This window comes from Sporosarcina oncorhynchi (assembly GCF_033304615.1).
Lineage (GTDB): Bacteria > Bacillota > Bacilli > Bacillales_A > Planococcaceae > Sporosarcina > Sporosarcina oncorhynchi.
The window spans coordinates 3,051,487-3,074,873 of sequence record NZ_CP129118.1 but is presented as its reverse complement, the minus strand read 5'-3'; the positions used below and the strand labels follow the sequence as shown (position 1 = coordinate 3,074,873).

Sequence of the window (23,387 nt, the reverse complement as noted above, 5' to 3'; positions counted from 1 at the left end):
GTGCAATCCGCTCAACCTCCTACGAAAACCGCTCAAGTTGTCTTGGAAACCACTCAACCTCTCACACCAATCCACCTTCTTTCATTGCATCTTAAGAATATCTTCATATTTTCCCTTACTACCTCTTAAGATTCGGCGAGTAGACTGGAGCGAGTGACTAAGTTGGAGGGGAACGTATGATACAAGTTCAGGAATTATCGCATGCATTCAAAATAGGAAAGAAAGGCAAAGAGAAGGAGGTACCGGTACTCAAAGGGCTATCTTTTTCGGTTGAGGAAGGGGAAATTGTCTCGATTGTCGGTCGCAGTGGATCTGGGAAATCAACGTTATTGCATATTATGGCGGGCTTTTTGAAACCAGACACTGGCACGATTCAAATCGGTAATGTAAAGACGTCTAACTTTAATGAAGTGGAAAGCTCGCAATTTCGTCTGACGCACTTCGGATTCATCTTTCAGAATTTCCAGCTCATGCCGGGTTTGACGGCTTTTGAAAATATCGAATTGCCATTGAAACTAAAAGGTGAAAACAAGCATGTTCGCAGGAAAAAGGTGACGGATCTGCTTCAACACGTAGGTCTGACGGATGTTCAAAATCATTATCCAAATGAATTGTCAGGCGGCCAGCAACAACGGGTCAGCATCGCAAGGGCGCTTGTTACAGATCCACCCATTATTTTCGCGGACGAGCCTACGGGTAGTCTTGATTCTGAAACGGAACAGGATATTCTGTTGCTCATCCAATCTCTTAATCAAACACGCGGGATTACATTCATTATCATTACGCATGACGATACTGTAGCGGAGACGGCGGATCGTATTTATCGTATGCATGATGGTGAACTAACCGAAAGAGGTGCGTATCATGCAATTTAAAGATCAACTCGATTTTGTAACGCAACATATTAAAAAGAACAAACTTCGTGTGTTCATGACAATTCTGGCCGCGACAATGGGAACTGCTTTTTTAATCGTCCTCGCATCAGTTGGATTCGGTATTCACGATACGATGCGCAGTGAAATTCTCGATAACCGTATGGTCAACCAGATCGAAGTGTATGGCGAAGAAATGGACCAAAAACATGTGGAAGAACTGAAAAAACGTGAACATGTGAAAGCGGTCGTTTACCGACAGTCTGTTAGTATCCAACAGGAAACAACATTGGACGAATTTACGGGAGAAAATAGTTTAATCGTTACGGAATTCGATGAAGAAAAGAAGGTCGGGTTCGAATTGAAAGAAGGTAGATTACCTGAAAACTCCAGTGAAGTAGTGGTCGGAAGTGATTTTGCGGAAATATTGTTTATTCAAAATGCAAAAGAAACTGAAGATGAACTTACGAACTATAAAGGTTCATTGATTGGAAAACAGCTCACGTACAAAATGGGGCTGTATGAGGAACCAGACATGTTTCCTGAAGAAACGACATTTACCATCGTCGGGATTGCAAAAGAACCTGCAAAAGATTGGCTCCAAGACTTCAATATGTATGCAGATGCATCAATAATATCAGCATTAAATCCGATATTCGAATCATATGTGGATGAAGAGAACAGTCAATTGTTCTACGGAAACGTCAATGTATACGCGGACAAACTGGAAAACGTGACAACCGTTAGCAAAGCATTGAAAAATGAAGGGTACTCAGTCTATTCCATCGCGGACCAACTTGAACAGATGGACGTCTTCTTCCTGGCATTCAAGGCGGGGCTTGTCTTCGTCGGGACAATTGCGATTTTGATCGCATCTATCGGCATTTTCAACACGATGACAATGGCTGTAACGGAAAGGACACGAGAAATCGGTGTCATGAAGGCATTAGGAGCGAGCCCGAAATTAATTCAACGACTATTTTTAATGGAAAGTGCATGGATTGGAATTATCGGGACAATAATAGCGGTTGTCATTTCCTACGGTGTCAGTTTTATCGCCAATCTTGTATTGCCGATTATCGTAACCGCAGCACTCGGCGAAGAGGAACTTGGTGATTTGAACGTCACATTCTCTGTAATCCCATGGCAGCTCGTCATTATCGCATCAGCAATCAGTCTATCAGTCGCCATGATTTCAGGATGGCGTCCTGCCCGTAAAGCGACGAAAATCGATGTTATTCAGGCGTTAAGGCAAGAATTATAAGATGGATTTATTATTCTGTTAATTCTAAAAATAGGTAGAGATCTACTCCGATTTCAGTTATACTTAAAAAAAACGGAGAATTCAGTCGCAATTTGGCTGACGGAGGATATCTATGGGACCTACAATTTTACACAACACAAGCACAATCATAGAAGGAAATCATCCGATTTTACAATTGACCTCAGGCACAATCACTTTGTTAGGAAGAAAAGGTGGGTTGGCTGAAGCACACTTTAATCTGAATAAAGAAGGATCTTTTTGTGCGCAATATAACATAAGTCACAGCAAATCCGAACTGTATACGATACTCGATGGCAAAGTTGAAATCGAGTATGATAACCAAAGATGGGCTTTGAAAGTCGGAGAGACGATCGATGCATCCATATACAATAAGCTCATCACTTTTTACGCAATAACAGATGCGAAAGTACTGTTGAATATGGATGCCTGTTTCTATGAGCGCAATTTTTTTGAAATGCAATCTCTGCAAGAAGAAATGGAAGCAGTCGCACGCGTCGATGGGTATACGTACCACCATTGCGATCGAATCCGTAAATACGCCATTGAAGTATGGAAAAAGTTCAATCAGCCTAGCGAAAATTTGAAACTGCTCCGTTGGGGCGCCTATTTACATGATATCGGCAAACTCGCAATCCCGCTTGAAATTTTGAATAAACCCGGCAAACTCACACCTGAGGAATGGACAATTATGAAGACGCATTCGATTAAAGGTGCGGATATTTTACGGGCGCATAAAATCGAATGGTTAGAAGATGTTGCTTTCATCATCGAACAGCATCACGAACGATACGATGGAAAAGGCTATCCCTTTGGTTTAAAAGGCGATGAAATTTCGATTGAAGCAGCAATCGTGTCAGTTGTCGATGCCTATGATGCTATGACGACGGAACGAGTGTACAAGGAAGCCATGTCGCCTGAAGAAGCAATCTATGAGTTGAAAAAGGGGAAAGGCACACAATTTCATCCTGCAGCAGTGGATAATTTTATCAAATGCCTACAAGAAAATAAGTTTGATTGAACAGACTCGGGAAACCGGGTCATTTTATTTTATTTCAATCTCAAAAAGGTGCATGATAGAAGCAGGAGTTTTCTTTTATTTCGATTAAGAAAGGCGGAGAAATGATGGACTATCGTATCGAGCATGACACATTTGGAGAAATTAAAGTCCCAGCGGATAAATTATGGGGTGCACAAACACAGCGGAGTAAGCAGAACTTTAAAATCGGTGGAGAACACATTCCCCTCGGCGTTATTCAAGCATTTGCTCATTTGAAAAAGTCGGCCGCTATCGCGAGCCACTCATTCGGAAACTTATCTGAAGTAAAGATGAAAGCAATCTCGGCAGCTGCTGATGAAGTGCTTGAAGGCAAATGGGATGACCAATTCCCACTTGTCGTTTGGCAAACGGGCAGCGGTACACAATCGAACATGAATATGAATGAAGTACTTGCAAACCGCGGTAACCAGCTTCTAGAAGAATGGGGCGAGGAAGAACGTTTGCACCCGAACGATGATGTCAACAAATCACAAAGTTCAAACGATACATTCCCAACGGCTTTACACGTCTCAGGCGTAATCGCTGTGGAACGCGAACTATTGCCAGCACTTCAAAAACTAAAAGAAACACTTGGCAATAAATCCGAAGCATTTATGGACATTATCAAAATCGGCCGTACGCATTTGCAAGATGCAACACCACTGACACTTGGTCAAGAAATTAGTGGCTGGCACCGCATGCTTGAGAAAACAGAAAAGATGCTGAACGACAGCGTCCAATCAATGAAAGAACTAGCCATTGGTGGCACAGCAGTTGGAACAGGCCTAAACGCGCCTAAAGGATTCGGAGAAAAAGTGGCCGAAGAAATCTCCAAGTCTGTAGGGATTGCATTCACATCCGCCGACAATAAATTCCACGCACTCACAAGCTATGATGAAGTCGTCTATACACATGGAGCGATGAAAGCGTTAGCGGCAGATTTGATGAAAATCGCGAACGATGTTAGATGGTTAGCGAGCGGCCCGCGTTCAGGGATTGGTGAAATCACGATTCCTGAAAACGAACCCGGCAGCTCAATTATGCCAGGTAAGGTAAATCCTACGCAAAGTGAAGCACTGACGATGGTTGTTGCCCAAGTAATGGGGAATGACGCGACAATCGGATTCTCTGCAAGCCAAGGGAACTTTGAACTGAATGTATTTAAACCGGTCATCATCTATAACTTCCTGCAGAGTGCGAAATTGCTTGCAGAAGGCATGATCAGCTTCAACGATAATTGTGCAGTCGGCTTTGAACCAAACCGCGAGGAAATCGATAACAAAGTGAAAAATTCGCTAATGCTTGTCACGGCATTGAATCCTCATATCGGCTATGAAAATGCGGCGAAAATTGCAAAAGCTGCACACAAAGAAGGCACAACATTAAAAGAAGCAGCATTGAAAACGGGTTTATTAACAGAAGCGCAATTCGATGAATACGTCGACCCTTCGAAAATGATCGGAAAGTAAGTTCCTTTATTGAATTGCATTGTCCACAAATCTGTAACCCAACTCGCCATGAATCTCCGATACAATGGAAGAACAATTATATAGTAGGGGAGTAGAAGTAAATGAAAAAAAGCTTAATGCCGATATTGCTCATCCTCGTACTTGTTCTTTCAGCATGCGGAAGCAAAGCGCAAGTTGCCGAGCATCATGAAGACATGGCGGTCGGACACGAAACGCATCTGCCAAACGGTGACTTACAGGAAGTGACGGCATCTGTATCCGAACTGCCGAAGTTTTTAGCAGACAAACCCGAAGATATGCAACTTGTCTATCAGATTGCCGCTAAAGCGGATGACATTCTGACGTACATGCCTTGCTACTGCGGATGTGGTGAAAGCGCTGGGCACGGCAGCAACTTGAACTGCTTCGTTGATGAAATTCGTGAAGACGGTTCAGTCGTTTGGGACGACCATGGCACACGTTGCCTCGTCTGCCTAGAGATTGCAGTAAAATCCGTCCAACTGAAACAAGAAGGTAAATCACTGAAGGAAATTCGTAACATCATTGACGAGACATACAGTGAAGGATATGCGAAGCCGACAGATACACCGATGCCTGCCTAATAATAGGAAGCTGCTCTTAGATTGTGAGAGCAGCTTCTTTTTTAGGATAATCGCGGCATGAAAGCCCCCTAGCAAATCGAATCGACCCGCGAAGGAAAGCTTAGACCATAACCGCTCAACTTGAAGCCGAAACCGCTCAACCTAGCTTGAAAACAGCTCAACCCAGTGCTGAAACCGCTCAACATAGCTGAAAAACCGCTCAACCTAGCTGGAAAACCGCTCAACCCAGTCCCGAAACCGCTCAACCAAGCGACTAAGCACCACTCCGTCAATTTACTTTTCTGAATATGTGCATAGACCTTTAACTTTCAAGAGAAAGAGAGTAGACTGTGTGAGTGAAAAGGAATAATCCGTATGTGGTTCGGACATAGAAGGAGAGATGTTATGGTTTTCGAGGGGAACAACAAAATCCGGAGAAAGATTTATCTGGCTATTGATGGGCTGACTGATGACGAATTCAACAAAGTACCGTCTACAGGCGGGTGGTCCCCAAAGCAGATTCTGGAACACCTGACATTAATGGAAACATATATAGCATTAAAAGTTTCAAAAGAATTGAAGAATCCTACAAGCCGAAAAGCGGCGAAAAGGTACCTGATTCTTCCGGATAGTCCGATGGTCAAAGGCGGCATGCCGAAGGAGACGCTTCCTTCAGACACGTATAAAACGATTTCTGAACTGAAAGTGGAGCTGCACAACTCACGGATTTATCTACTTGATGTGTATGACGCGAGCTGTAAAGACACACTCAAACAGAAATCATTCGAGCATCCAAATCTTGGATTGATTCCGCTGTATCAGTGGTTTCCATTCGTTGGGCAATATGAAAAATGCCATTTAAAGCGATTGAAGAAAACAATTGAAGAATTACTTATAAATGACGATACACCACAGCAATCCCGTGTCGTCCGCTAAATGATCCCTTCGACAAACGTCGAGGGGATTTTCTTGCACAAAAAATCCCGTACGCTATGTACGGGATCTAGTCTTATTTAATATAGAGATCGCTAACTAACAAATCTTTCACAACTTCCGTTGGAATCTCGAATGTAATCATTCCCATAGAACCAGGCGCGATTTCATATTTATCGAACGAGATGACCAGTTTTCCAGCAGCCGTAATATAAAATTGCTGATTGGCATCAATCGCTGAGAACCCTTCGCCCAAATCTTCCTCTGTAAAGTAAACAATATCTCTATCCTCTGCCATCTGGCGTTCAATCTCACCGGCTATATAGTCACTAATGGCAGAAATGTACGTTTCATCCCGGAATAGGCTAGGCAACGTAATCAAAACATTATTAACCTTATCAATCGTATCGTATGAAAAAGTCGTCGATGAAGAACCGACTGTATTTGCTTGATAACGACCGATGGATAGGATGCGATCCGTATCCGTCATAATTTCATATCCCGCGTCCACTCCAAGATAGCCGCCACCCGCTTTTTCCAACTCTTCCATATCCGCCTTAAACAGGTCGAACAGAACCTTATTCTCTTCCGCATACTTTTCATTCAGCGCCGCTTGTAAATCCGCATCGCCCAAACCGGTAATTGCAGGCGAAGACAGATTCGCAGAAAACTTCTCTTCTTCAAACACGATTTCATTAACCGTCAACACTTGCACAATCGAACCAAGAACAGGCAGTTTGCCCATCGCCTGTGCAAAAGAAGGACTGGCATTAAGGCTTCCGACGAAAATCGCAGATGCCGCCGCCGTACCAATCATCCAGTTACGGAAAACAGGGCGTTTAGTACGTTTTGGTTTTGATCGCCGAATGGCATCGTTAACAACGCTTTCAAGTTCCGGCGGAATTTCAATCTTTTCATAATCCCTCTTCAACTTATTCATTTTGCTCATATAGTTTTCTCCTCTCCCATTTCGACACGCAATTTACGTAAAGCTGCATATAAACGGGTTTTTACGGTATTGACATTATCACCGGTAATTTCGGCAATTTCATCAATCTTCATATCTTCAAAAAAACGTAATAATATGATGGTTTTATACGTAGGGGACAATTTATCTACCGCTTCTTGTAAATCGAAATCATGCACTTCATTCTCAGAAGGAGGCAGATGGATATCTAGAATCTCATCGGGCATAATCGACACTCGCTGATGCTTGCGGATAAAATCAATAGCCGTATTCACAAGGATTCGGTAAAACCATGTTTTCATATATTTTACTTCCTGCAACCCATCGATGGAGCGCAATGCCTTAAGGATGGCGTCTTGAATAATATCAAGTGCATTCTCCTTGTTTTTCACATAACTGAACGCTAGTCGGTAGTGAGCGTGCTGGTTTTCAACAATAAATTTTTCAACCTGTTCGAACTTTTCATCTTTTGTCATGACAATCAGGTCACCTTCTCAATAATTGACGTCTCGCGATAGCGTCTCACTAATACAGACGGACGGTCCGCGGAAATAGTTTGAATGTGAAAAAAATATCTATGTTATACTCATAGCAATCAGTATAAAGGACGTGTTGCAGCATGAGTGAACAATTTGTTGCTTCCTGGAGTGGTGGCAAAGATTCCGCACTAGCCTATTATCGCGCTAAACTGAACGGTGGCGTACCTGAACGGCTCTTGACGATGTTTGAAGAAGATGAAAAGAGGTCAAAATCGCATGCATTGCCACTTGAAATCATTGAAGCCCAAGCAAATAGTTTAGGGGTACCTCTTATCATACGAGGTGCGGATTGGAACAGTTACGAAGGACAGTTCCTCGGTGCTATGAAAGAGTGTTTCGAAGCAGGTATTCCGAACGGTGTGTTCGGCGATATCGATTTGGAAGACCATCTTACTTGGGTTAGAACAGCTTGTGCAAAAGTAGGCATGAAAGCCATCCACCCGTTATGGATGGAACCGCGCCGCAAGTTGCTCGAGGAATTTGTGAATGAAGGATTTGAAGCGTACATCATTGTCGTGAATACAAAAATGATGCCAGCCGCGTTCATTGGACGTAAATTTACAATTGAACTCATGGATGAGCTTGAAACATTAGGGATTGATTCGTGCGGTGAGTCCGGAGAATTCCATACCGTTGTCGTGGACGGCCCAATTTTTAAAACTCGTATTCCGTTAACGTTCAATGGGCAGCATGAACGAGATGGGTACGTGTTCATGGATGTAGCGCTTGAAACGTAAACGAGTTACTTAGCGCCATCTAGTGTTCTTCAAAATAACAAATAAATACTCAAAACCCATGGCAAATTATATTCTATTTTTATATAATAAGAGAAGTGCTGTACCTAGAGAAAGTAATTTATAGATAGTCAGGGGAAAAGAATGAACGCAACTAGACAAGATATAACTGAGATTATCACGTCGACGATTCGCGATGTACATATGGATGTGAAACTGAAGCATGAACGTACGGGAGTTAATATGATGTATGATTTCATCAAGGATGAAGTGCTTGTGGATTGTGAACGTGTGCAAGCGGCTTGTGCAGAATTATCGGAACAGATGCCGTTGAAGACGTATGTCGAGGTTTTAACCCTTCATGAACTAGGTCACGCGTTGGATCGCGAAGCTCTTCTAGCATCATTGGACCTCGCAACCGAACGATATGAAGTGAAGCAGCTCGTTATAACCGGAAAGAAGGCAACCGATTTGCCTTATATAGAGATGTTGCTGGAAGAGCATGAATCGGATATCCTCTTTGAGAAAACGGCGTGGAATAATGCAGAAATGTTGAACCGTTTCTTTCAAGTCGTTGACTGGAACTGCTTTGAAACAGTGAAAGCACACAGCATGGCAACGTATGAAGCTTTACTGCACGCAGATCTCAAGCTGTACGAACACCTAGTCAAGTCGACCGCAGCAGCTGATGTCCCGCTATTGACGTGAAATTATAACAATAAAACGCCGTCCATGCAGGAGGCGTTTTATTGTTGGGGAAATTACAGTTTTAAGCGTCTTCCACATCGATTAAGAAAATGCGCTCTTCAAAGCCACCGCGTTTCGCTGCCTTCTGCTGACGGATTTTCTCCAGTTCAGAGATGGAAGATCCATGAAGAATGGTGGCTGCATGAATCAGTTCGAGCAGGTCCGCTAACTCTTCAAGTGCATCATCGGCCGATTCAGCTGATTCATACTCCGCAAGCTCTTCATGCATTTTCATGCTGAGCTCAGTACTGTATTCCTCGTCATTTAAAACCCTTGTCGTACATAATTGTCCCGATCGCTCGATAATTTGAGGAATGAGATCGCGTACGAGTTTATTGTAAATTGGCATTGGCTCAGCTCCTTACAAGATAGCCCGCTTCTTCTAGTTCCGTCTCGAGAAACGGTTTCGCATTTAACAAATCTCGGAACGCTTCATACTTCACCATGTTCTCCGCGGTCGGTTTCTTTCCTGTGTAATAGGCACGGATCAGAATATTCTTCGGTGTGTGCTCCATATCGATGAACTCAAGCAACTGTGCATCATAGCCGACAATAGATAGTAGTTCTGCGCGTATGGAATCTGTTGCAAGTGCAGAAAAGCGTTCTTTTAGTAGGCCGTGTTGCAACATGACATCAAGAGCAGGTGAGTCGATTTGTGAGAATAGCTCATGTTGGCAGCAAGGAACACTCAAGATGACTTTTGCACCCCATTTGACCGCTCTCGCAAGTGCCATATCCGTCGCGACATCACAAGCGTGAAGTGTAACGACCATGTCGACAGCTGTTTCCTCATTATAGTCATTGATGTCACCGACGAGGAATTCAAGTTGGTCATACTCTAAATCCTTTGCAATCACGTTGCACTCTTCGATGACTTCCTTCTTCAGGTCAAGACCTGTCACACGGATATCTAAACCTTTTTCAAGATGCAAATAATGATAAAGCGCGAACGTCAAATAGGATTTACCTGAGCCGAAATCCAATATACGCACTGGACGATCTTTGGGTAAGTGTGCAAGGGCATCATCGATGTATTCGACAAACCGATTAATCTGACGGAACTTGTCATACTTCTGCTTTTTGACTTTGCCGTCAGGCGTTTGTACACCAAGCCGGATAAGGAAAGGATAAGGTGTTTCATCATCCAATAAATAATTCTTTTTTCGGTTATGCGATAGATCAGCTGTTTTCTTCGTTGCTGTTTTCTCTGCTTTCCAGGAAACTTTAAATTTTTTCGTCAATTGGATATGCACTTTTTCAGCAGTGAATTCCGCTTGCATTTGCTTGAACTGCTCCAGTTGTTGCTGCAAGGCAGCACGGACTTCCGTCAATTTGACATTTTCATGTTTCAAAATACGTTCGTAGTGATATTCAAATTGTATATGGATTTCATTTTTCAGCTGTACGGGCTTTAGCTTTACCTTTACGAGTTCACTGGATTTATAGCGCGGCTGGCTAATTGTCGCTTGGATGAACGACCCTTCATTAAAACGTTGCACAAGCGTATCGATTAGTTCTTCAAATTGCATAGTGTCCAACCTCTTTTCAGACAAGTATATATGTATAACCATACCAAAAAGGATCAGTAAAGGTGTGCTTTCGACACTCCGCAATAACTGATCCTTCTCAGTATGGTGTAATTAGTTAAATGTGAAACCGCGCTTTGACAGGAACTCTTTCATATAAGTCCGTCTCGGTTGTGCAAGGAAATCTGCCATTTGTTCAGACCAGACCGTATCCTTTTGATTGGTTCCGCGTGAACGGTAATAGGCACTCATCGTTTCATCGTAAGTAGGAAGGATATCATCGTATTTCGAGGCATCATACCCATTTTCATGGATGATCGCTTCAACCGGTAATCTCGGTTTCACTTCATTGGCTTCGTCTGGCACGCCGATTGACATCGCGAACATCGGAGCAACACCTTCCGGCAAACTGAACAGTTCGCTGATTTCAAGCGGAGCATTGCGCACACCGCCAATGTAACAGATTCCGTAGCCTTTGGATTCGGCTGCGACAGCAACGTTCTGAGCGAAGAGTGCGACATCGACAGTTGCAACTAGCGTACTTTCCGCATGTGAGTAATCAATTTGTTTCCCGTGAATTTCAGCTGCTTTGTCCAAACGACAGAAATCTGCACAGAACACGAGCACAGCACCTGCTGAAAGGATTTGTCGCGGATTTTTAGCGAGTTCTGCAAGTTGCTGCCGCTTTTGCGCGTCTGTAACATGAATGACTGAGTAGGCTTGGACAAAGTTCGAGCTCGCTGCGTGCTGTCCAGCGTTGACCAACTCCGCTACATCTTCTCTTGATAAAGGTATATTTTTGTAGTCCCTGACAGATGCATGTGATTTCAATAACTCTATGACCATATGAATCCTCCTAATTTTGTTTCGTAATTTTATAAAAAGTGAATATATCCATGTTACACTACCGATAACGCTAAGAAAAGAGGTGCAGATATGAGTTGGTTAGAAAGTATTTCTATAACGACAACACTTATTGTATTATTTTTGGTCATTATTCCGATAACGGCGGCAGTTTTTCTATATTTCTATGATAAACGGCAAAAACAGCATGCGATTCTTAGGAATTATCCGATCCTAGGGAGAATGCGCTATATGCTTGAAAAGACAGGACCGGAGTTTCGTCAGTATTTGTTCGATGATGACAATAAAGGCGAACCGTTCAATCGGCAAGAATATTTACATATGGTCATGCCTGGAAAATATTTGAGCAATGTGATCGGCTTCGGTTCCAAACGCGACTTTGAAGAGCCTGGCTATTATATACGTAATTCCATGTTCACGAAACAGAATGAAGAGATGCGTGTAGATAATGAGACATTGGTCAATACAATGCGCTATCGAGTAGATGAAGATGGTTTGTTTTCCCGCAAGGAGCATCGCGAAGAAATTCCTGCATTACCTTGGTTGTTGCCTGAAGAGGATGCGATTGTTATCGGTCCAAATTGTGAGCATCCATTTCATGCACGAAGTCTGTTAGGACAATCGGGTATGAGTTACGGGGCGCTTGGCGAAAATGCCATCACTGCATTGTCCAAAGGAATTGGTATGGCACGTGAAGCATGGATGAACACCGGTGAAGGGGGATTATCGCCGCATCATCTGGCGGGGGATGCTCATATCATCGCCCAAATCGGTTCAGGTTTATTCGGATTCCGTACGGAGGAAGGCGAATTCAGCTGGGAACGATTACGTGAAAAAGCGGAAATTCCACAAGTGAAAGCATTCGAAATCAAGCTTGCTCAAGGTGCTAAAATGCGAGGTGGTCATGTCGAAGGTGAAAAAGTGACGGAAGAAATTGCGAAAATCCGAAACGTCGTCCCTTATACGACGATCAATAGTCCAAACCGTTTCAAACAGTTCACGGACTATCCTACATTGTTCGATTTTATCGAAAAGATCCGTGACCATGGCGGGAAACCTGTCGGCATCAAAGTGGTAATTGGCGGACAGCAAGATGCAGAGGAACTTGCTTCCTTCATGCATGAAACAGGAAAAGGTCCTGACTTTATTTCGCTTGACGGAGCAGAAGGCGGTTCGGGTGCAACGTATCAGGATTTGGCGGACAGTGTGGGGTTACCGCTGAAATCATCGTTGATCCTGCTAGATGACGCATTGAAGAAGTTTAATGTCCGTGATCGAGTGAAAATTATCGCATCAGGTAAGATTACAACACCTGACAAAGCGGCGATGGCTCTTGCAATGGGCGCAGATCTTGTCCAAATCGCCCGGGGTTTCATGATTTCTGTAGGCTGTATTATGGCACATCGTTGTCATACGAATGATTGTCCTGCAGGTGTTGCAACAACTGACAAGCATTTGCAAAGGGGCTTAGTGGTTGAGGAAAAGAAATTCCGAGTTACGAACTATATTTTGACGATGCGCGAGGGTCTATTCAGGATTGCAGCAGCTGCGGGACTAGACTCGCCAACAAAGCTAGAGCGCCATCATCTTGTTTACAAAGATGAAAGAGGCCGTGTTTTCCCGATTGAATAAAGGACTACTGCAAATGGGTCATTCCTATTGAAAATAATTTATAAGTATTAATACCTAAGACGTCTTCCGAATTTTGTGATAATATGTAACTAACTACAGAATCATAGGAAGGGGTTAAGTGAATGTCTTTGTTGGATAACACAGTAGGAGAAGTACTGAAAAGTTGGGCTGCAAAAATTCCCGAGCATGAAGCGTATGTCTATCCGGAACTGGGTTTGCGTAGAACATATGAAAAGTTCGATCAGGAAACCGATGATCTGGCAAAGGCATTCATCGGCATGGGAATCCAAAAGGGCGAAAATGTGGCTATCTGGTCGGACAATAAACCTCAATGGTTGCTCAGTCAATTTGCGACAGGAAAAATGGGTGCAGTCCTCGTAACGGTGAACACGAGTTATCAGGCGAAAGAACTCGAATATTTGCTGAAACAATCAGAAGCGACAACATTGATTTTGGATGAACGATTTAAAAAGACGTGTTATATCGACATCATCCGCTCAATCTGTCCAGAGTTGGAGCAAACAGAAGACGGTGTCGTTTCGAGTGGCAGTTTGCCGAACTTAAAGCGCATTATCCTTATGTCGGATCGCCAGGAAAAAGGCATTTATAAATGGTCCGAGTTTCTGGCACATGCAACCGGCATTACAGACGAAGACTTACGTGAACGTCAGCAAACAATGACGCCTGATGATGTTATCAACATTCAGTACACATCAGGTACAACAGGTTTTCCAAAAGGGGTTATGCTCACACACCGCAATATCGTTAACAACGGAAAAATCATTGGAGACTATATGAAATTGACAAGTGAAGACCGTGTCTGCATTCCTGTCCCATTTTTCCACTGTTTCGGTTGTGTGCTCGGAAATATGGCGGCGGTTACACATGGTTCGACGATGGTCATCATCGAACAATTTGATCCGGTGAAAGTACTAAACGCTGTGCAAGAAGAAAAGTGTACAGCTCTTCATGGCGTGCCGACAATGTTCATTGCTGAATTGGACCATCCCGATTTTACAAAATATGATACATCTACATTGCGGACTGGTATTATGGCAGGCTCAACGTGTCCAATCGAAGTGATGAAGAAAGTGATTTCAGATATGGGTGCAAGTGAAATCACGATATGCTACGGTCAAACGGAGAGTTCACCCGTCATCACGCAAACGCAGACGGATAATCCAATTGAGAAACGCGTTTCAACTGTCGGGAAACCACATCCGCATGTCGAAGTGAAAATTATTGACCCCGCGACAGGAGTGGAACTGCCAGTCGGAAGTCCGGGAGAATTGTGCACAAGAGGGTATCACGTCATGAAAGGATACTATAATGACGCTGTTGCCACGCGTGAAGCAATTGATGAAGAAGGCTGGCTTCATACCGGAGATATTGCGGTTATGGACGAAGAAGGCTATATCGACATTACCGGCCGTATTAAAGATGTCATTATTAGGGGCGGAGAAAACATCTATCCGCGTGAAGTGGAAGAGTTCCTTTATACGCACCCTGGAATTTCTGATGTGCAGATTGTCGGTGTGCCGGATCCGAAATACGGTGAAGAATTAATGGCTTGGATAATCCCTAAACAAAATGCAAACCTGAATGAAGAAAAAGTGCGTGCGTTTTGTCAGGGGAATATTTCACATCATAAAATTCCGAAATACATCCATTTTACGGATGCTTATCCGATGACAGCATCGGGGAAAATCCAGAAATTCAAACTTCGAGAATTGTCGATTGAAAAGACATTGAGCCATCAATCATAAAAAATTCAAAAGACCGCAGTCTCCAATGGAGGCATAGCGGTCTTTTTTGTATGCATGAAAATGACAGATACGTCCATCATACAGGTAGCTACGGAAGTACTGTTATTCATACAACGTCTTTTCCAAAGATCCGTCTTCATGATAGACAGTGAGTGTGCCGTCATGTTCATTCACATACGGCTTTGCTTTATCGAGCAATGCACTTTTCGTCTCTTCTTTAAAAATTGCCCGATCTCCATCTTTTTTCATCAGCACCCAATCTTCATCACGCGGACGAACAACATATGCTGTCCGGTTTGTTTCCTCGCCATGCACATATTCACGCGCTTTTGCCGTCGCAATGGAAATGGCACGTCCTTCATCTGTTCCTTCGCGCAACAGCGCGTTTGCAATCTCAATCGCTTTGTTTCGTACAATAGGCTCCAGATTTTTGAATGAGTCAGGGTAGTCGCCCTTATTCCATGGCATGGAATCGCCTCCTTGCTAGACGATTCCCATAATCCATTCACGTAAACGTGAAATTTGCTGGTAAATTGTCGATGTTGAGCGATTTTAGTACCAGGTTGAGCGGATTCAGCATTAGGTTGAGCGGTTTTGGGTCGAAGTTGAGCGGATTCAGCATTAGGTTGAGCGGTTTTGGGTCGAAGTTGAGCGGATTCAGCATTAGGTTGAGCGGTTTTGGGTCGAAGTTGAGCGGATTCAGCATTAGGTTGAGCGGTTTTGAGTCGATGTTGAGCGGATTTATCATTAGGTTGAGCGGTTTTGCGTCGATGTTGAGCGGATTCAGCACCAGGTTGAGCGGTTTTATAATAGGTAGAACGATCTCGTTAGTAATCGAATGTCTATAAAAAACCGCTCTTGCTGGACGATTCTCCAACCTATCGCGGAGTGCTTCTTAAACAAAAATCTTCCGGGTCGCGTGTCATGCATTTGACCAATCAAGCTTTTTACAATCGTATGTCGACTCAATCAAGAGAGATGAATGCTTTAAACGGTTCGAGTTCTTTTCCTGTCCTCAGATGAGTGAAAGGGATAAGCCGGTCTTCAGGTACTTTCTTTTGATCGGAGAAGAAATTTTCCACGGGACTCGCGGAGCCGACAATCTCTTTTGCCTCGGATTTTCCGCATGCATAATAGATGTGGCCGACTGTCGACCAGTAAGCAGCACCCAGACACATCGGGCAAGGTTCACCGCTTGCATATAACACACAATCGGAAAGGTCTACTGTGCCTAGTTTTGAACAAGCTTCCCGGATTGCAAGAAGTTCTGCATGGGCGGAAGGATCATTATCCAAGTGGACACGGTTCGTTCCCGTCCCAATTACAGTACCATCTTTAACGACGATAGAGGCATAAGGTCCACCCCCTTGCCGGACACTTTCAGTTGCCATTTCAATTGCAACGTTCAACCATTTTTCATGATTCTCCATCATTTTTCCTCCTTTTGTCGAAATCTCCCCATTTCCCGGGAAATGAATCGGAAATGAGTTGATGCCGTCACTTAATGCTAAGTATATCTGACTTGCACTACATTCCCAACACAACTGCCATTGTTGTAAACTGCATCGAAAACTACTTTGAGGTGATTGTATGTCAGCTGATATGTACCAACTAATTTCCATCGTTATTTATATGCTCCTTATGCTATTCATCGGCTGGTACGCATTCAAAAGGACAACCAACCTGACAGATTACATGCTTGGCGGGCGTTCGCTTGGACCGGCCGTCACCGCGCTAAGTGCTGGTGCCTCAGATATGTCCGGCTGGTTGCTAATGGGGCTTCCTGGAGCCATTTATGCGAGCGGGTTGGTCGAATCGTGGATTGCCATCGGGTTAACAATCGGCGCCTATTTGAACTGGCTTCTAATTGCCCCGCGATTGCGTTCCTACACACAAGTTTCCAATGACTCGATTACGATACCGAGCTATTTAGAGAACCGTCTGAAAGATAAATCCCGGTTGTTGCGCATTGCTTCAGGCATTATCATCCTTGTTTTCTTCACATTTTACGTATCGTCAGGAATGGTTGCAGGTGGAAAGTTCTTTTTGAGCTCGTTCGGACTTGATTATCATGTAGGACTGGTCATTGTTTCGGTCGTCGTTATCGCCTATACATTGTTTGGAGGATTCCTAGCTGTCAGCTACACGGACTTCGTACAAGGGTTAGTCATGTTCCTGGCCTTGCTGCTCGTTCCAATCGGTGGGTTGGTAATTACCGGAGGGCTTGCTGAAACGACTGCGAGCATCAAAGCGGTGAATCCTGACTTGTTCAAATTTGTGAAAGGAGCGACTCTAACAGGGATTATTTCGTCAGTTGCATGGGGATTGGGCTATTTCGGTCAACCACATATCATTGTTCGTTTTATGGCGATTAAATCGGTGAAAGAGACGAAAAGTGCTCGCCGAATCGGAATTGGTTGGATGATACTGAGTCTTCTCGGAGCGATAGCAACAGCTTTAGTCGGAGTCGCCTATTTTGAACAGAATAAGGGAGCAGAATTGGTCGATCCAGAAACAGTTTTCATCGTTCTTGGACAGATTATTTTCCATCCATTCATTGCAGGCATCATGCTTGCGGCTGTTCTAGCTGCAGTTATGAGCACGATTTCCTCCCAACTAATTGTTACATCATCCGCGCTTATTGAAGACTTGTACAAAGCAATCATCAAATCCGATGCGAGCGATGAACGTTATGTATTTCTTGGCAGGATTGCAGTCCTTGTCGTTTCACTTCTCGCGATGGTTTTAGCTTGGCCTAATAACGAATCCATATTAAAACTCGTTTCGTTTGCATGGGCGGGATTTGGTGGAGCTTTCGGTCCCATCATCATCCTGTCGCTTTATTGGCGAAAGCTTACAGCTACAGGAGCATTATGGGGAATGGTCGCAGGTGCAATCACAGTCGGGATATGGGGAAACATCAAAGCACTGTCCGATACACTTTATGAAATTGTCCCGGGTTTTCTTATTTGCCTGCTCGTCACATACATTGTGAGTAGAATAACTTTCAAACAAAACGCGGAAATTGACAAAGAATTCTACGATGCAATTGAATTGGTGAAAAAAGAACGTTGAAACCGCGACCTCCGGCAATTGTCGAGAGGTCGTTGTTTTGCGTATTGCTTCATGGAATATGGTACTCTATTCAAAATGAAGGGGGATTCTATTTTGAAACTTGATCATGTTGTTTATTTCACAAATAAAAGTCCTGAAGAAATTGTGACAGAGCAGCGCAATGAAGGAAAGCATGCAGTTGTTGGCGGTCGGCATGAAAGTTGGGGAACGCATAATGCATTGATGTATGTGAAAAATGCGTATGTTGAATGGCTTTCAGTCGAACGGCCTGAACTTGCCTCCGAGGTGGATCATCCCTTGACGCGGCTGTTGTTGCACGATATCAGTGAGAAAGAGGGCTGGGGAACGCTTTGTCTATCTGTAAATGACATCGGATTGTTTTGTGAAGAGATTGAAAACAAAGGGTTCAAGACATCAGGTGTTCTGGATGCGCAAAGACGCACGACGACCGGCGAACTGAAGAAGTGGAAAATGTTATTTATCGATCAGCCCATTTCCAATGAGTTGCCGTACCCGTTTTTCATTGAATGGGAAGAGGCCGACGAAGTTCGTTATGCGAAGTTGCGAGAAGAAGGTACACTTATTGACGATAATGAGAAGCTGTTCGTAGAAGAATGCGTGTTTCACGTAGAAGATCCTTTGAGAGATACGGGCGAATGGGCTGTCTTACTATCGCAGAAAGTCGGGAACCATGATGATATCGAGCTTGAAAATGTTCGTCTGCGGTTTGTCGGACATGAAGGTGGAAAAGACCGTTTGCATGAAGTTGTCATTCGGACGGAAGCATGATGGTGGCTATGCTAGTATGAAGTGAGACATCTATGTCTGAAGGAGGTCATTTAATGGATATTTTAGTGGAACGCGCTATTCTTGTCGGTGTACATGAACAAAATGCTGAGCACTTTGAATATGAAATGGAAGAATTGAAGAACCTGGCGGAAGCGATTGACGTGGAAGTCGTCGGGAATGTTACGCAAAACTTGGAAAAAAGACATTCCTCATTATATGTAGGAAAAGGGAAAGTCGAAGAAATTAAACGGTATTATGAAGAGATGGATGCAAATCTTATTATATTCAATGATGAGCTATCTCCTTCACAAATCCGCAACCTTGAGCAGGAACTAGAAGTGAAAGTGATCGATAGGACGATGCTGATTCTTGATATTTTTGCACGACGTGCACGCACGCATGAGGCAAGAATGCAAGTCGAACTGGCACAACTGCAATATACACTCCCGAGGCTTGTCGGATTGCGTGCCTCACTCGGACGTCAAGGTGGGGGGACGGGCGGTGGTTTCCAGAACAAAGGTGCTGGTGAAACGAAGCTTGAACTCGACAGACGGAAAATTGAAGACCAAATTGCCAAGCTCGGTAAAGATCTTGAACACGTCCGTGACCGGCGTGACACCCAGCGTAAACAGCGGAAAAAGAGCGGTATTCCCGTCGTATCGATTGTCGGGTATACAAATGCGGGTAAATCAACGTTAATGAATGGTCTATTGCGCAAGATGGATGACGAAAGCTCCAAGCAAGTATTTGAAAAGGATATGTTGTTTGCGACGCTCGATACATCTGTCCGCCATCTGAAGCTTGCGGACAATAAAGAGTTTTTATTGACGGATACAGTCGGTTTCGTATCGAAACTGCCACATCATCTTGTCAAAGCGTTCCGGTCCACATTGGAAGAAGCAAGAGGCGCGGATTTGCTGCTGCATGTCGTGGATGTCTCCAATGATGAATATCGTCATATGATGAACGTTACCAATGAAACATTGCAAGAAGTTGGTGTAGAGGGCATACCAACATTAAATATTTACAATAAAGCCGATCTGGCGAAAGTTCCCTATCCAGTCATATCTGACGACAATGTTTGGATCTCGGCGAAAGAGATGGATAGTCTCGATCCACTAATCGAACTGATCAAGAAAAAAATCTACGGGCAATATGTAACATGTAAACTTCTTGTCCCGTTTGACCGTGGTGATGTCGTTTCTTATTTGAACGACAAAGCGAACATTAAAACAACAGAATATGAAGAAGAAGGCACATTAATGACTGTTGAAATGAACAGTTCCGAACGGACAAAATTTGAGGAATTCATTATTAGCCATTAAAAAAACTGCGTCACCGACACTGAAGTCGGTGACGCAGTTTTTATCTATAAAGAGAAAGGGGGTGGGATAGTTCTAGTATGCCCGATTCTCAAAATATTAAACCTCTTGGAATTGAATATTATGCAAACGTGCGAAGAGCCCATTCTGTCTCACGAGTTCCTCATATTTTCCGTCTTCAGCAATGCCATCTTCTGTCACGACGATGACCCGATCAGCATCACGGATCGTTGCAAGTCGGTGTGCGATGACAAGTGTTGTACGATTGGCGGCCAATTCGTTCAGAGACTGTTGAATAATGCGTTCCGTTTCTGTATCAAGTGCTGAAGTGGCTTCATCCAAAATAAGAATCGGTGGGTTTTTCAAAAACATCCGTGCAATTGCGAGACGCTGTTTCTGGCCACCGGACAACTTCAATCCACGTTCGCCAATTTGCGTTTCATAACCATCCGGAAGACTTGCAATGAAACTTTCGAGATGCGCTTTTTGTGCAGCGGCAATGACATCTTCGTCAGTGGCATCCAAGTCACCGTAGGCAATGTTCTCTTTAATTGTCCCCGTGAATAAAAACACATCTTGCTGGACGATTCCAATTTGCGAACGCAATGATTGTTGCGTCATATTGCGGATGTCAATGCCATCAATGGAGATTGCGCCTTGATTGACATCATAAAATCTCGGTATGAGTGAACAGATTGTTGTTTTCCCTGCACCAGAAGGTCCAACGAAAGCAATAGTCTGACCGGCGTGAATGGACAAATCGATGCCGTCCAACACATTCTTATGGGAATCATAGTTGAAATGGACATCATTAAATTCGATATCGCCGTTCAGCTGTTGCACGACGATAGCGTCAGGACGGTCCTTAATCTCCGGTTCCTCGTCAATCATATCTTGGAAACGTTTGAAGCCCGCCATCCCCTTCGGATACAGTTCAAGCAATGCGCTGATCTTATCGACTGGCTTAATGAGAATATTAACGAACAAGATGAAACCTACGAGCTCACCAGGCGTTAACTTGCCTGTGTGGGTGAACCATGCACCGACAACGAGAACGACTAAGGTGACAAGCCTTGTCATCATATACATACTTGACGTCGTCCAAGCCATTACATTGTATGCAACAAGTTTAGCGCTCCGGAATCCGCGATTGTCTTTTTGGAATCGCGTCATTTCAAATTCTTCATTTGTAAATGATTTAACAACCCGCGCACCAGAGACGGAGTCCTCGACGCGTGCATTGACGTCTGCAATTTTGACATACATCTTCTGCCAAGCGGCATTCATCTTTTTATTGCAGTAGGCTACAACAATGACAAGAAACGGGATCATGACAATGGCAATTAGCGCAAGCTCAGGGTTAATCGAATACATAAGAATGAATGCCCCGACAATTGTCATGACAGCGATAAAAGCATCTTCTGGTCCGTGGTGAGCCAGCTCTCCGATATCAAAGAGGTCATTTGATATACGACTCATAATATGACCCGTTTTTGTATTGTCAAAGAAACGAAAAGATTGCTTATGTACATGATTGAATAGTTGCTGTCTCATGTCCGTCTCAATATTTATGCCGAGCTTATGGCCTAAATAACTGACGATATAATGCAAGCCTGTACTGATTAGATAAACGATGAGCAGTAGAACACTGATTGTAACTATTGTGTTCCATTCCCCAGTTGGAAGCAGTTCGTCGATGAACCATTGGACAGCCATCGGAAACGCCAATTCGAGAAGTGCGACGAGAATGGCACTTGAGAAATCGATGATAAACAGCCGTTTGTGCGGCTTATAATAAGAAAAGAATTTTTTTAGCATGGCAGTATGTTCCTTTCACGTAGTTCCGCTATTATAACGTACTTTGTTTAAAAAGCTAGAGTGGATTCACTTGTGTTGCATGAGGAAAGGCTTACAGTCCACCTCTGATTAAAAAGATTCAAATGTCATAAAAGAGCCTGGAAAGTGGAACCATTTGCGTTTTATCCCGTATGATTAGGTGTATCAAAAATAGCAAGAATGAAAGGAAGCGATCGAATTGAAAAAATGGCTACAAGGAATAGGAATTGGAGCACTTGCGCTTGGACTTGCCGCATGTGGATCATCCGCGGAACCGAAAACTGATTCTACTACTGGCGAAAAAGTGGAAGTAACAAACAAGAGCGATATGACAGCCCAAGAGGTATATAGCAAAGCAATGAAAGTCTCTGATGACTTGAAAAGCATGCACGCTGTTATGGATATCAATCAGACGATGACGATTCCAAGTCAAGATATGACAATAGACTCCAAAATCAATATGGACATGGACATGATTATGGAACCGATGGCTATGTATCAGAAGATGAAGATGGACATGGGCGAACTTGGAGCATCTGATATGGAACTGTATATGACAGAAGCTGGTTTCTTCATGCATGATGAACAAATGGATCAATGGATCAAAATGCCAAACGACATGTACGAAGAAATGATGGACGGCATGGGTGGCGAAACGGATCCAACATTGGATATGAAAATGTTCAAAGAGTTCCAGGACGATTTTAAATTCGAACAAACAGACGATGAATATATTTTGACGCTGAACGCTTCAGGAGACAAACTGAATGGACTTATCAAACAATTGATTGGCGATGCAATGCCGATTGACGGAGCGATGTCTGGAGAAGAAGCAGAAGTCTATGAAAATATGGACGTTAAAAGTCTTGATTTGACAATTTATATTGATAAGAAAACATTCTATACAAACGCATTTGATATGGATATGGATTTGACGATGAAAGTCGAAGAGGAAGAAATGCATATGGTTCAAAAGATGAAATCAGTCATGACGAAGATTAATGAGGTTGACGAAATCGTCATTCCTCAGGAAGTGATTGACGAAGCAGTAGATTTGGAAGAGTTAATGGGCCAAGAAGGTTAATCTTCTTCTAGAAAACCCATTGCTAACAAGTGAGTAGGGAAACGGATGCCGGCATGAATTGGCATCCGTTTTCTTTCTTGCTTTTTTTCATTCTCACTACTTCATGTCTTTAATTAAATTCTGCGGATTCATTCAACGGACTGGTGAAAACGTCCATATTGTGCATGAGGTGGAACTTTATTACCTCTTAAACACTTGATTTATAAGTGTTTTCATAGTAATTGATAATCATTTTCAATTAACAGTTGACACAAGATACGTAACTGCTATAATTGGATTTGCAGCTAATTGATAATGGTTTTCACTAGTGCATTCTCAATTAGACGCAAA

The 23,387-nt window shown here is 43.4% G+C and carries 23 protein-coding genes; 14 read left to right on the top strand and 9 right to left on the bottom strand.

The genetic code is table 11. The features are described from left to right. Nucleotides 1-176 precede the first annotated feature (176 nt). From QWT69_RS15110 to QWT69_RS15085, 6 genes are all read left to right on the top strand, one after another. Complete coding sequence (locus QWT69_RS15110; protein ID WP_317967026.1) at nt 177-875, top strand: ABC transporter ATP-binding protein; 699 nt, start codon at nt 177-179, stop codon at nt 873-875. Continuing rightward, nucleotides 865-2,136 carry an ABC transporter permease gene (locus QWT69_RS15105; RefSeq protein WP_317967024.1) on the top strand — a complete coding sequence of 424 codons (1,272 nt, stop codon included), beginning with the start codon at nt 865-867 and terminating at the stop codon, nt 2,134-2,136. Before QWT69_RS15110 ends, QWT69_RS15105 begins: the two co-directional genes overlap by 11 nt. A 112-nt stretch (nt 2,137-2,248) precedes the next feature. Continuing rightward, nucleotides 2,249-3,175, top strand: a complete 927-nt coding sequence (locus QWT69_RS15100) for an HD-GYP domain-containing protein (RefSeq protein WP_317967022.1) — start codon at nt 2,249-2,251, stop codon at nt 3,173-3,175. 104 nt (nt 3,176-3,279) lie between these two features. Continuing rightward, nucleotides 3,280-4,662, top strand: coding sequence for a class II fumarate hydratase (gene fumC / locus QWT69_RS15095; protein WP_317971125.1), 1,383 nt, complete (start codon nt 3,280-3,282; stop codon nt 4,660-4,662). 101 nt (nt 4,663-4,763) lie between these two features. Continuing rightward, complete coding sequence (locus QWT69_RS15090) at nt 4,764-5,264, top strand: PCYCGC motif-containing (lipo)protein (protein WP_317967020.1); 501 nt, start codon at nt 4,764-4,766, stop codon at nt 5,262-5,264. Between the two features lie 384 nt (nt 5,265-5,648). Further along, on the top strand, nt 5,649-6,179 hold the full coding sequence (locus tag QWT69_RS15085; protein WP_317967018.1) for a DinB family protein: 531 nt from the start codon (nt 5,649-5,651) through the stop codon (nt 6,177-6,179). 73 nt (nt 6,180-6,252) lie between these two features. On the opposite strand, the gene rsiV is transcribed toward QWT69_RS15085, so the two are convergent. Both rsiV and sigV read right to left on the bottom strand, forming a co-directional pair. Further along, nucleotides 6,253-7,125: an anti-sigma-V factor RsiV gene (rsiV, locus tag QWT69_RS15080; RefSeq protein WP_317967016.1), complete on the bottom strand. Its 873-nt coding sequence runs from the start codon at nt 7,123-7,125 to the stop codon at nt 6,253-6,255. After that, a complete protein-coding gene (gene sigV / locus QWT69_RS15075; protein ID WP_317967014.1) occupies nt 7,122-7,619 on the bottom strand; it encodes an RNA polymerase sigma factor SigV in 498 nt (165 codons plus the stop codon). The genes rsiV and sigV overlap by 4 nt, the downstream gene beginning before the upstream one ends. Before the next feature lie 143 nt (nt 7,620-7,762). On the opposite strand from sigV, the gene QWT69_RS15070 reads away from it, so the two are divergent. Beyond that, nucleotides 7,763-8,419 carry a Dph6-related ATP pyrophosphatase gene (locus QWT69_RS15070; protein ID WP_317967010.1) on the top strand — a complete coding sequence of 219 codons (657 nt, stop codon included), beginning with the start codon at nt 7,763-7,765 and terminating at the stop codon, nt 8,417-8,419. Nucleotides 8,420-8,560: 141 nt separating this feature from the next. Continuing rightward, the gene (locus QWT69_RS15065; RefSeq protein ID WP_317967008.1) at nt 8,561-9,124 is read left to right on the top strand and encodes an integrase; all 564 of its coding nucleotides are present in this window, start codon (nt 8,561-8,563) and stop codon (nt 9,122-9,124) included. A gap of 61 nt (nt 9,125-9,185) precedes the next feature. Here QWT69_RS15065 and QWT69_RS15060 read toward each other — a convergent pair whose 3' ends face one another. The 3 genes from QWT69_RS15060 to nfsA form a co-directional block, all read right to left on the bottom strand. Further along, nucleotides 9,186-9,512 (bottom strand): nucleoside triphosphate pyrophosphohydrolase, encoded by a 327-nt coding sequence (locus QWT69_RS15060; protein ID WP_317967006.1) that lies wholly within the window; start codon nt 9,510-9,512, stop codon nt 9,186-9,188. A 4-nt stretch (nt 9,513-9,516) separates the two neighbouring features. Then, the gene (locus QWT69_RS15055) at nt 9,517-10,692 is read right to left on the bottom strand and encodes a class I SAM-dependent methyltransferase (RefSeq protein WP_317967004.1); all 1,176 of its coding nucleotides are present in this window, start codon (nt 10,690-10,692) and stop codon (nt 9,517-9,519) included. A 111-nt stretch (nt 10,693-10,803) separates the two neighbouring features. Beyond that, nucleotides 10,804-11,541: an oxygen-insensitive NADPH nitroreductase gene (gene nfsA / locus QWT69_RS15050; protein WP_317971123.1), complete on the bottom strand. Its 738-nt coding sequence runs from the start codon at nt 11,539-11,541 to the stop codon at nt 10,804-10,806. An 84-nt stretch (nt 11,542-11,625) separates the two neighbouring features. Here nfsA and QWT69_RS15045 point away from each other — a divergent pair, with 84 nt between their 5' ends. Further along, nucleotides 11,626-13,185, top strand: coding sequence for an FMN-binding glutamate synthase family protein (locus QWT69_RS15045; protein ID WP_317967002.1), 1,560 nt, complete (start codon nt 11,626-11,628; stop codon nt 13,183-13,185). A gap of 122 nt (nt 13,186-13,307) precedes the next feature. Further along, nucleotides 13,308-14,951, top strand: coding sequence for an AMP-binding protein (locus QWT69_RS15040; protein WP_317967000.1), 1,644 nt, complete (start codon nt 13,308-13,310; stop codon nt 14,949-14,951). A 102-nt stretch (nt 14,952-15,053) separates the two neighbouring features. Here the strand turns inward: QWT69_RS15040 and QWT69_RS15035 are convergent, their stop codons facing one another. The 3 genes from QWT69_RS15035 to QWT69_RS15025 all read right to left on the bottom strand — a co-directional run bounded on the left by QWT69_RS15035 (nt 15,054) and on the right by QWT69_RS15025 (nt 16,381). Then, nucleotides 15,054-15,419 (bottom strand): DUF2188 domain-containing protein, encoded by a 366-nt coding sequence (locus QWT69_RS15035; RefSeq protein ID WP_317966998.1) that lies wholly within the window; start codon nt 15,417-15,419, stop codon nt 15,054-15,056. Nucleotides 15,420-15,456: 37 nt separating this feature from the next. After that, on the bottom strand, nt 15,457-15,828 hold the full coding sequence (locus QWT69_RS15030; RefSeq protein WP_317966996.1) for a hypothetical protein: 372 nt from the start codon (nt 15,826-15,828) through the stop codon (nt 15,457-15,459). An 88-nt stretch (nt 15,829-15,916) separates the two neighbouring features. Beyond that, nucleotides 15,917-16,381 carry a nucleoside deaminase gene (locus tag QWT69_RS15025; protein WP_317966994.1) on the bottom strand — a complete coding sequence of 155 codons (465 nt, stop codon included), beginning with the start codon at nt 16,379-16,381 and terminating at the stop codon, nt 15,917-15,919. A gap of 160 nt (nt 16,382-16,541) precedes the next feature. On the opposite strand from QWT69_RS15025, the gene putP reads away from it, so the two are divergent. From putP to hflX, 3 genes are all read left to right on the top strand, one after another. Continuing rightward, entirely contained in the window at nt 16,542-18,026 is a 1,485-nt protein-coding gene (gene putP, locus QWT69_RS15020) for a sodium/proline symporter PutP (protein ID WP_317966992.1), read from the top strand. A 93-nt stretch (nt 18,027-18,119) separates the two neighbouring features. Beyond that, on the top strand, nt 18,120-18,815 hold the full coding sequence (locus tag QWT69_RS15015; protein WP_317966990.1) for a VOC family protein: 696 nt from the start codon (nt 18,120-18,122) through the stop codon (nt 18,813-18,815). A gap of 53 nt (nt 18,816-18,868) precedes the next feature. Continuing rightward, nucleotides 18,869-20,140: a GTPase HflX gene (gene hflX / locus QWT69_RS15010; RefSeq protein WP_317966988.1), complete on the top strand. Its 1,272-nt coding sequence runs from the start codon at nt 18,869-18,871 to the stop codon at nt 20,138-20,140. Between the two features lie 96 nt (nt 20,141-20,236). Here hflX and QWT69_RS15005 read toward each other — a convergent pair whose 3' ends face one another. Then, nucleotides 20,237-21,955: an ABC transporter ATP-binding protein gene (locus QWT69_RS15005; RefSeq protein WP_317966986.1), complete on the bottom strand. Its 1,719-nt coding sequence runs from the start codon at nt 21,953-21,955 to the stop codon at nt 20,237-20,239. 217 nt (nt 21,956-22,172) lie between these two features. Between QWT69_RS15005 and QWT69_RS15000 the strand changes: the two genes are divergently transcribed. Further along, nucleotides 22,173-23,057 (top strand): DUF6612 family protein, encoded by an 885-nt coding sequence (locus tag QWT69_RS15000; protein ID WP_317966984.1) that lies wholly within the window; start codon nt 22,173-22,175, stop codon nt 23,055-23,057. Nucleotides 23,058-23,387: the final 330 nt, after the last annotated feature.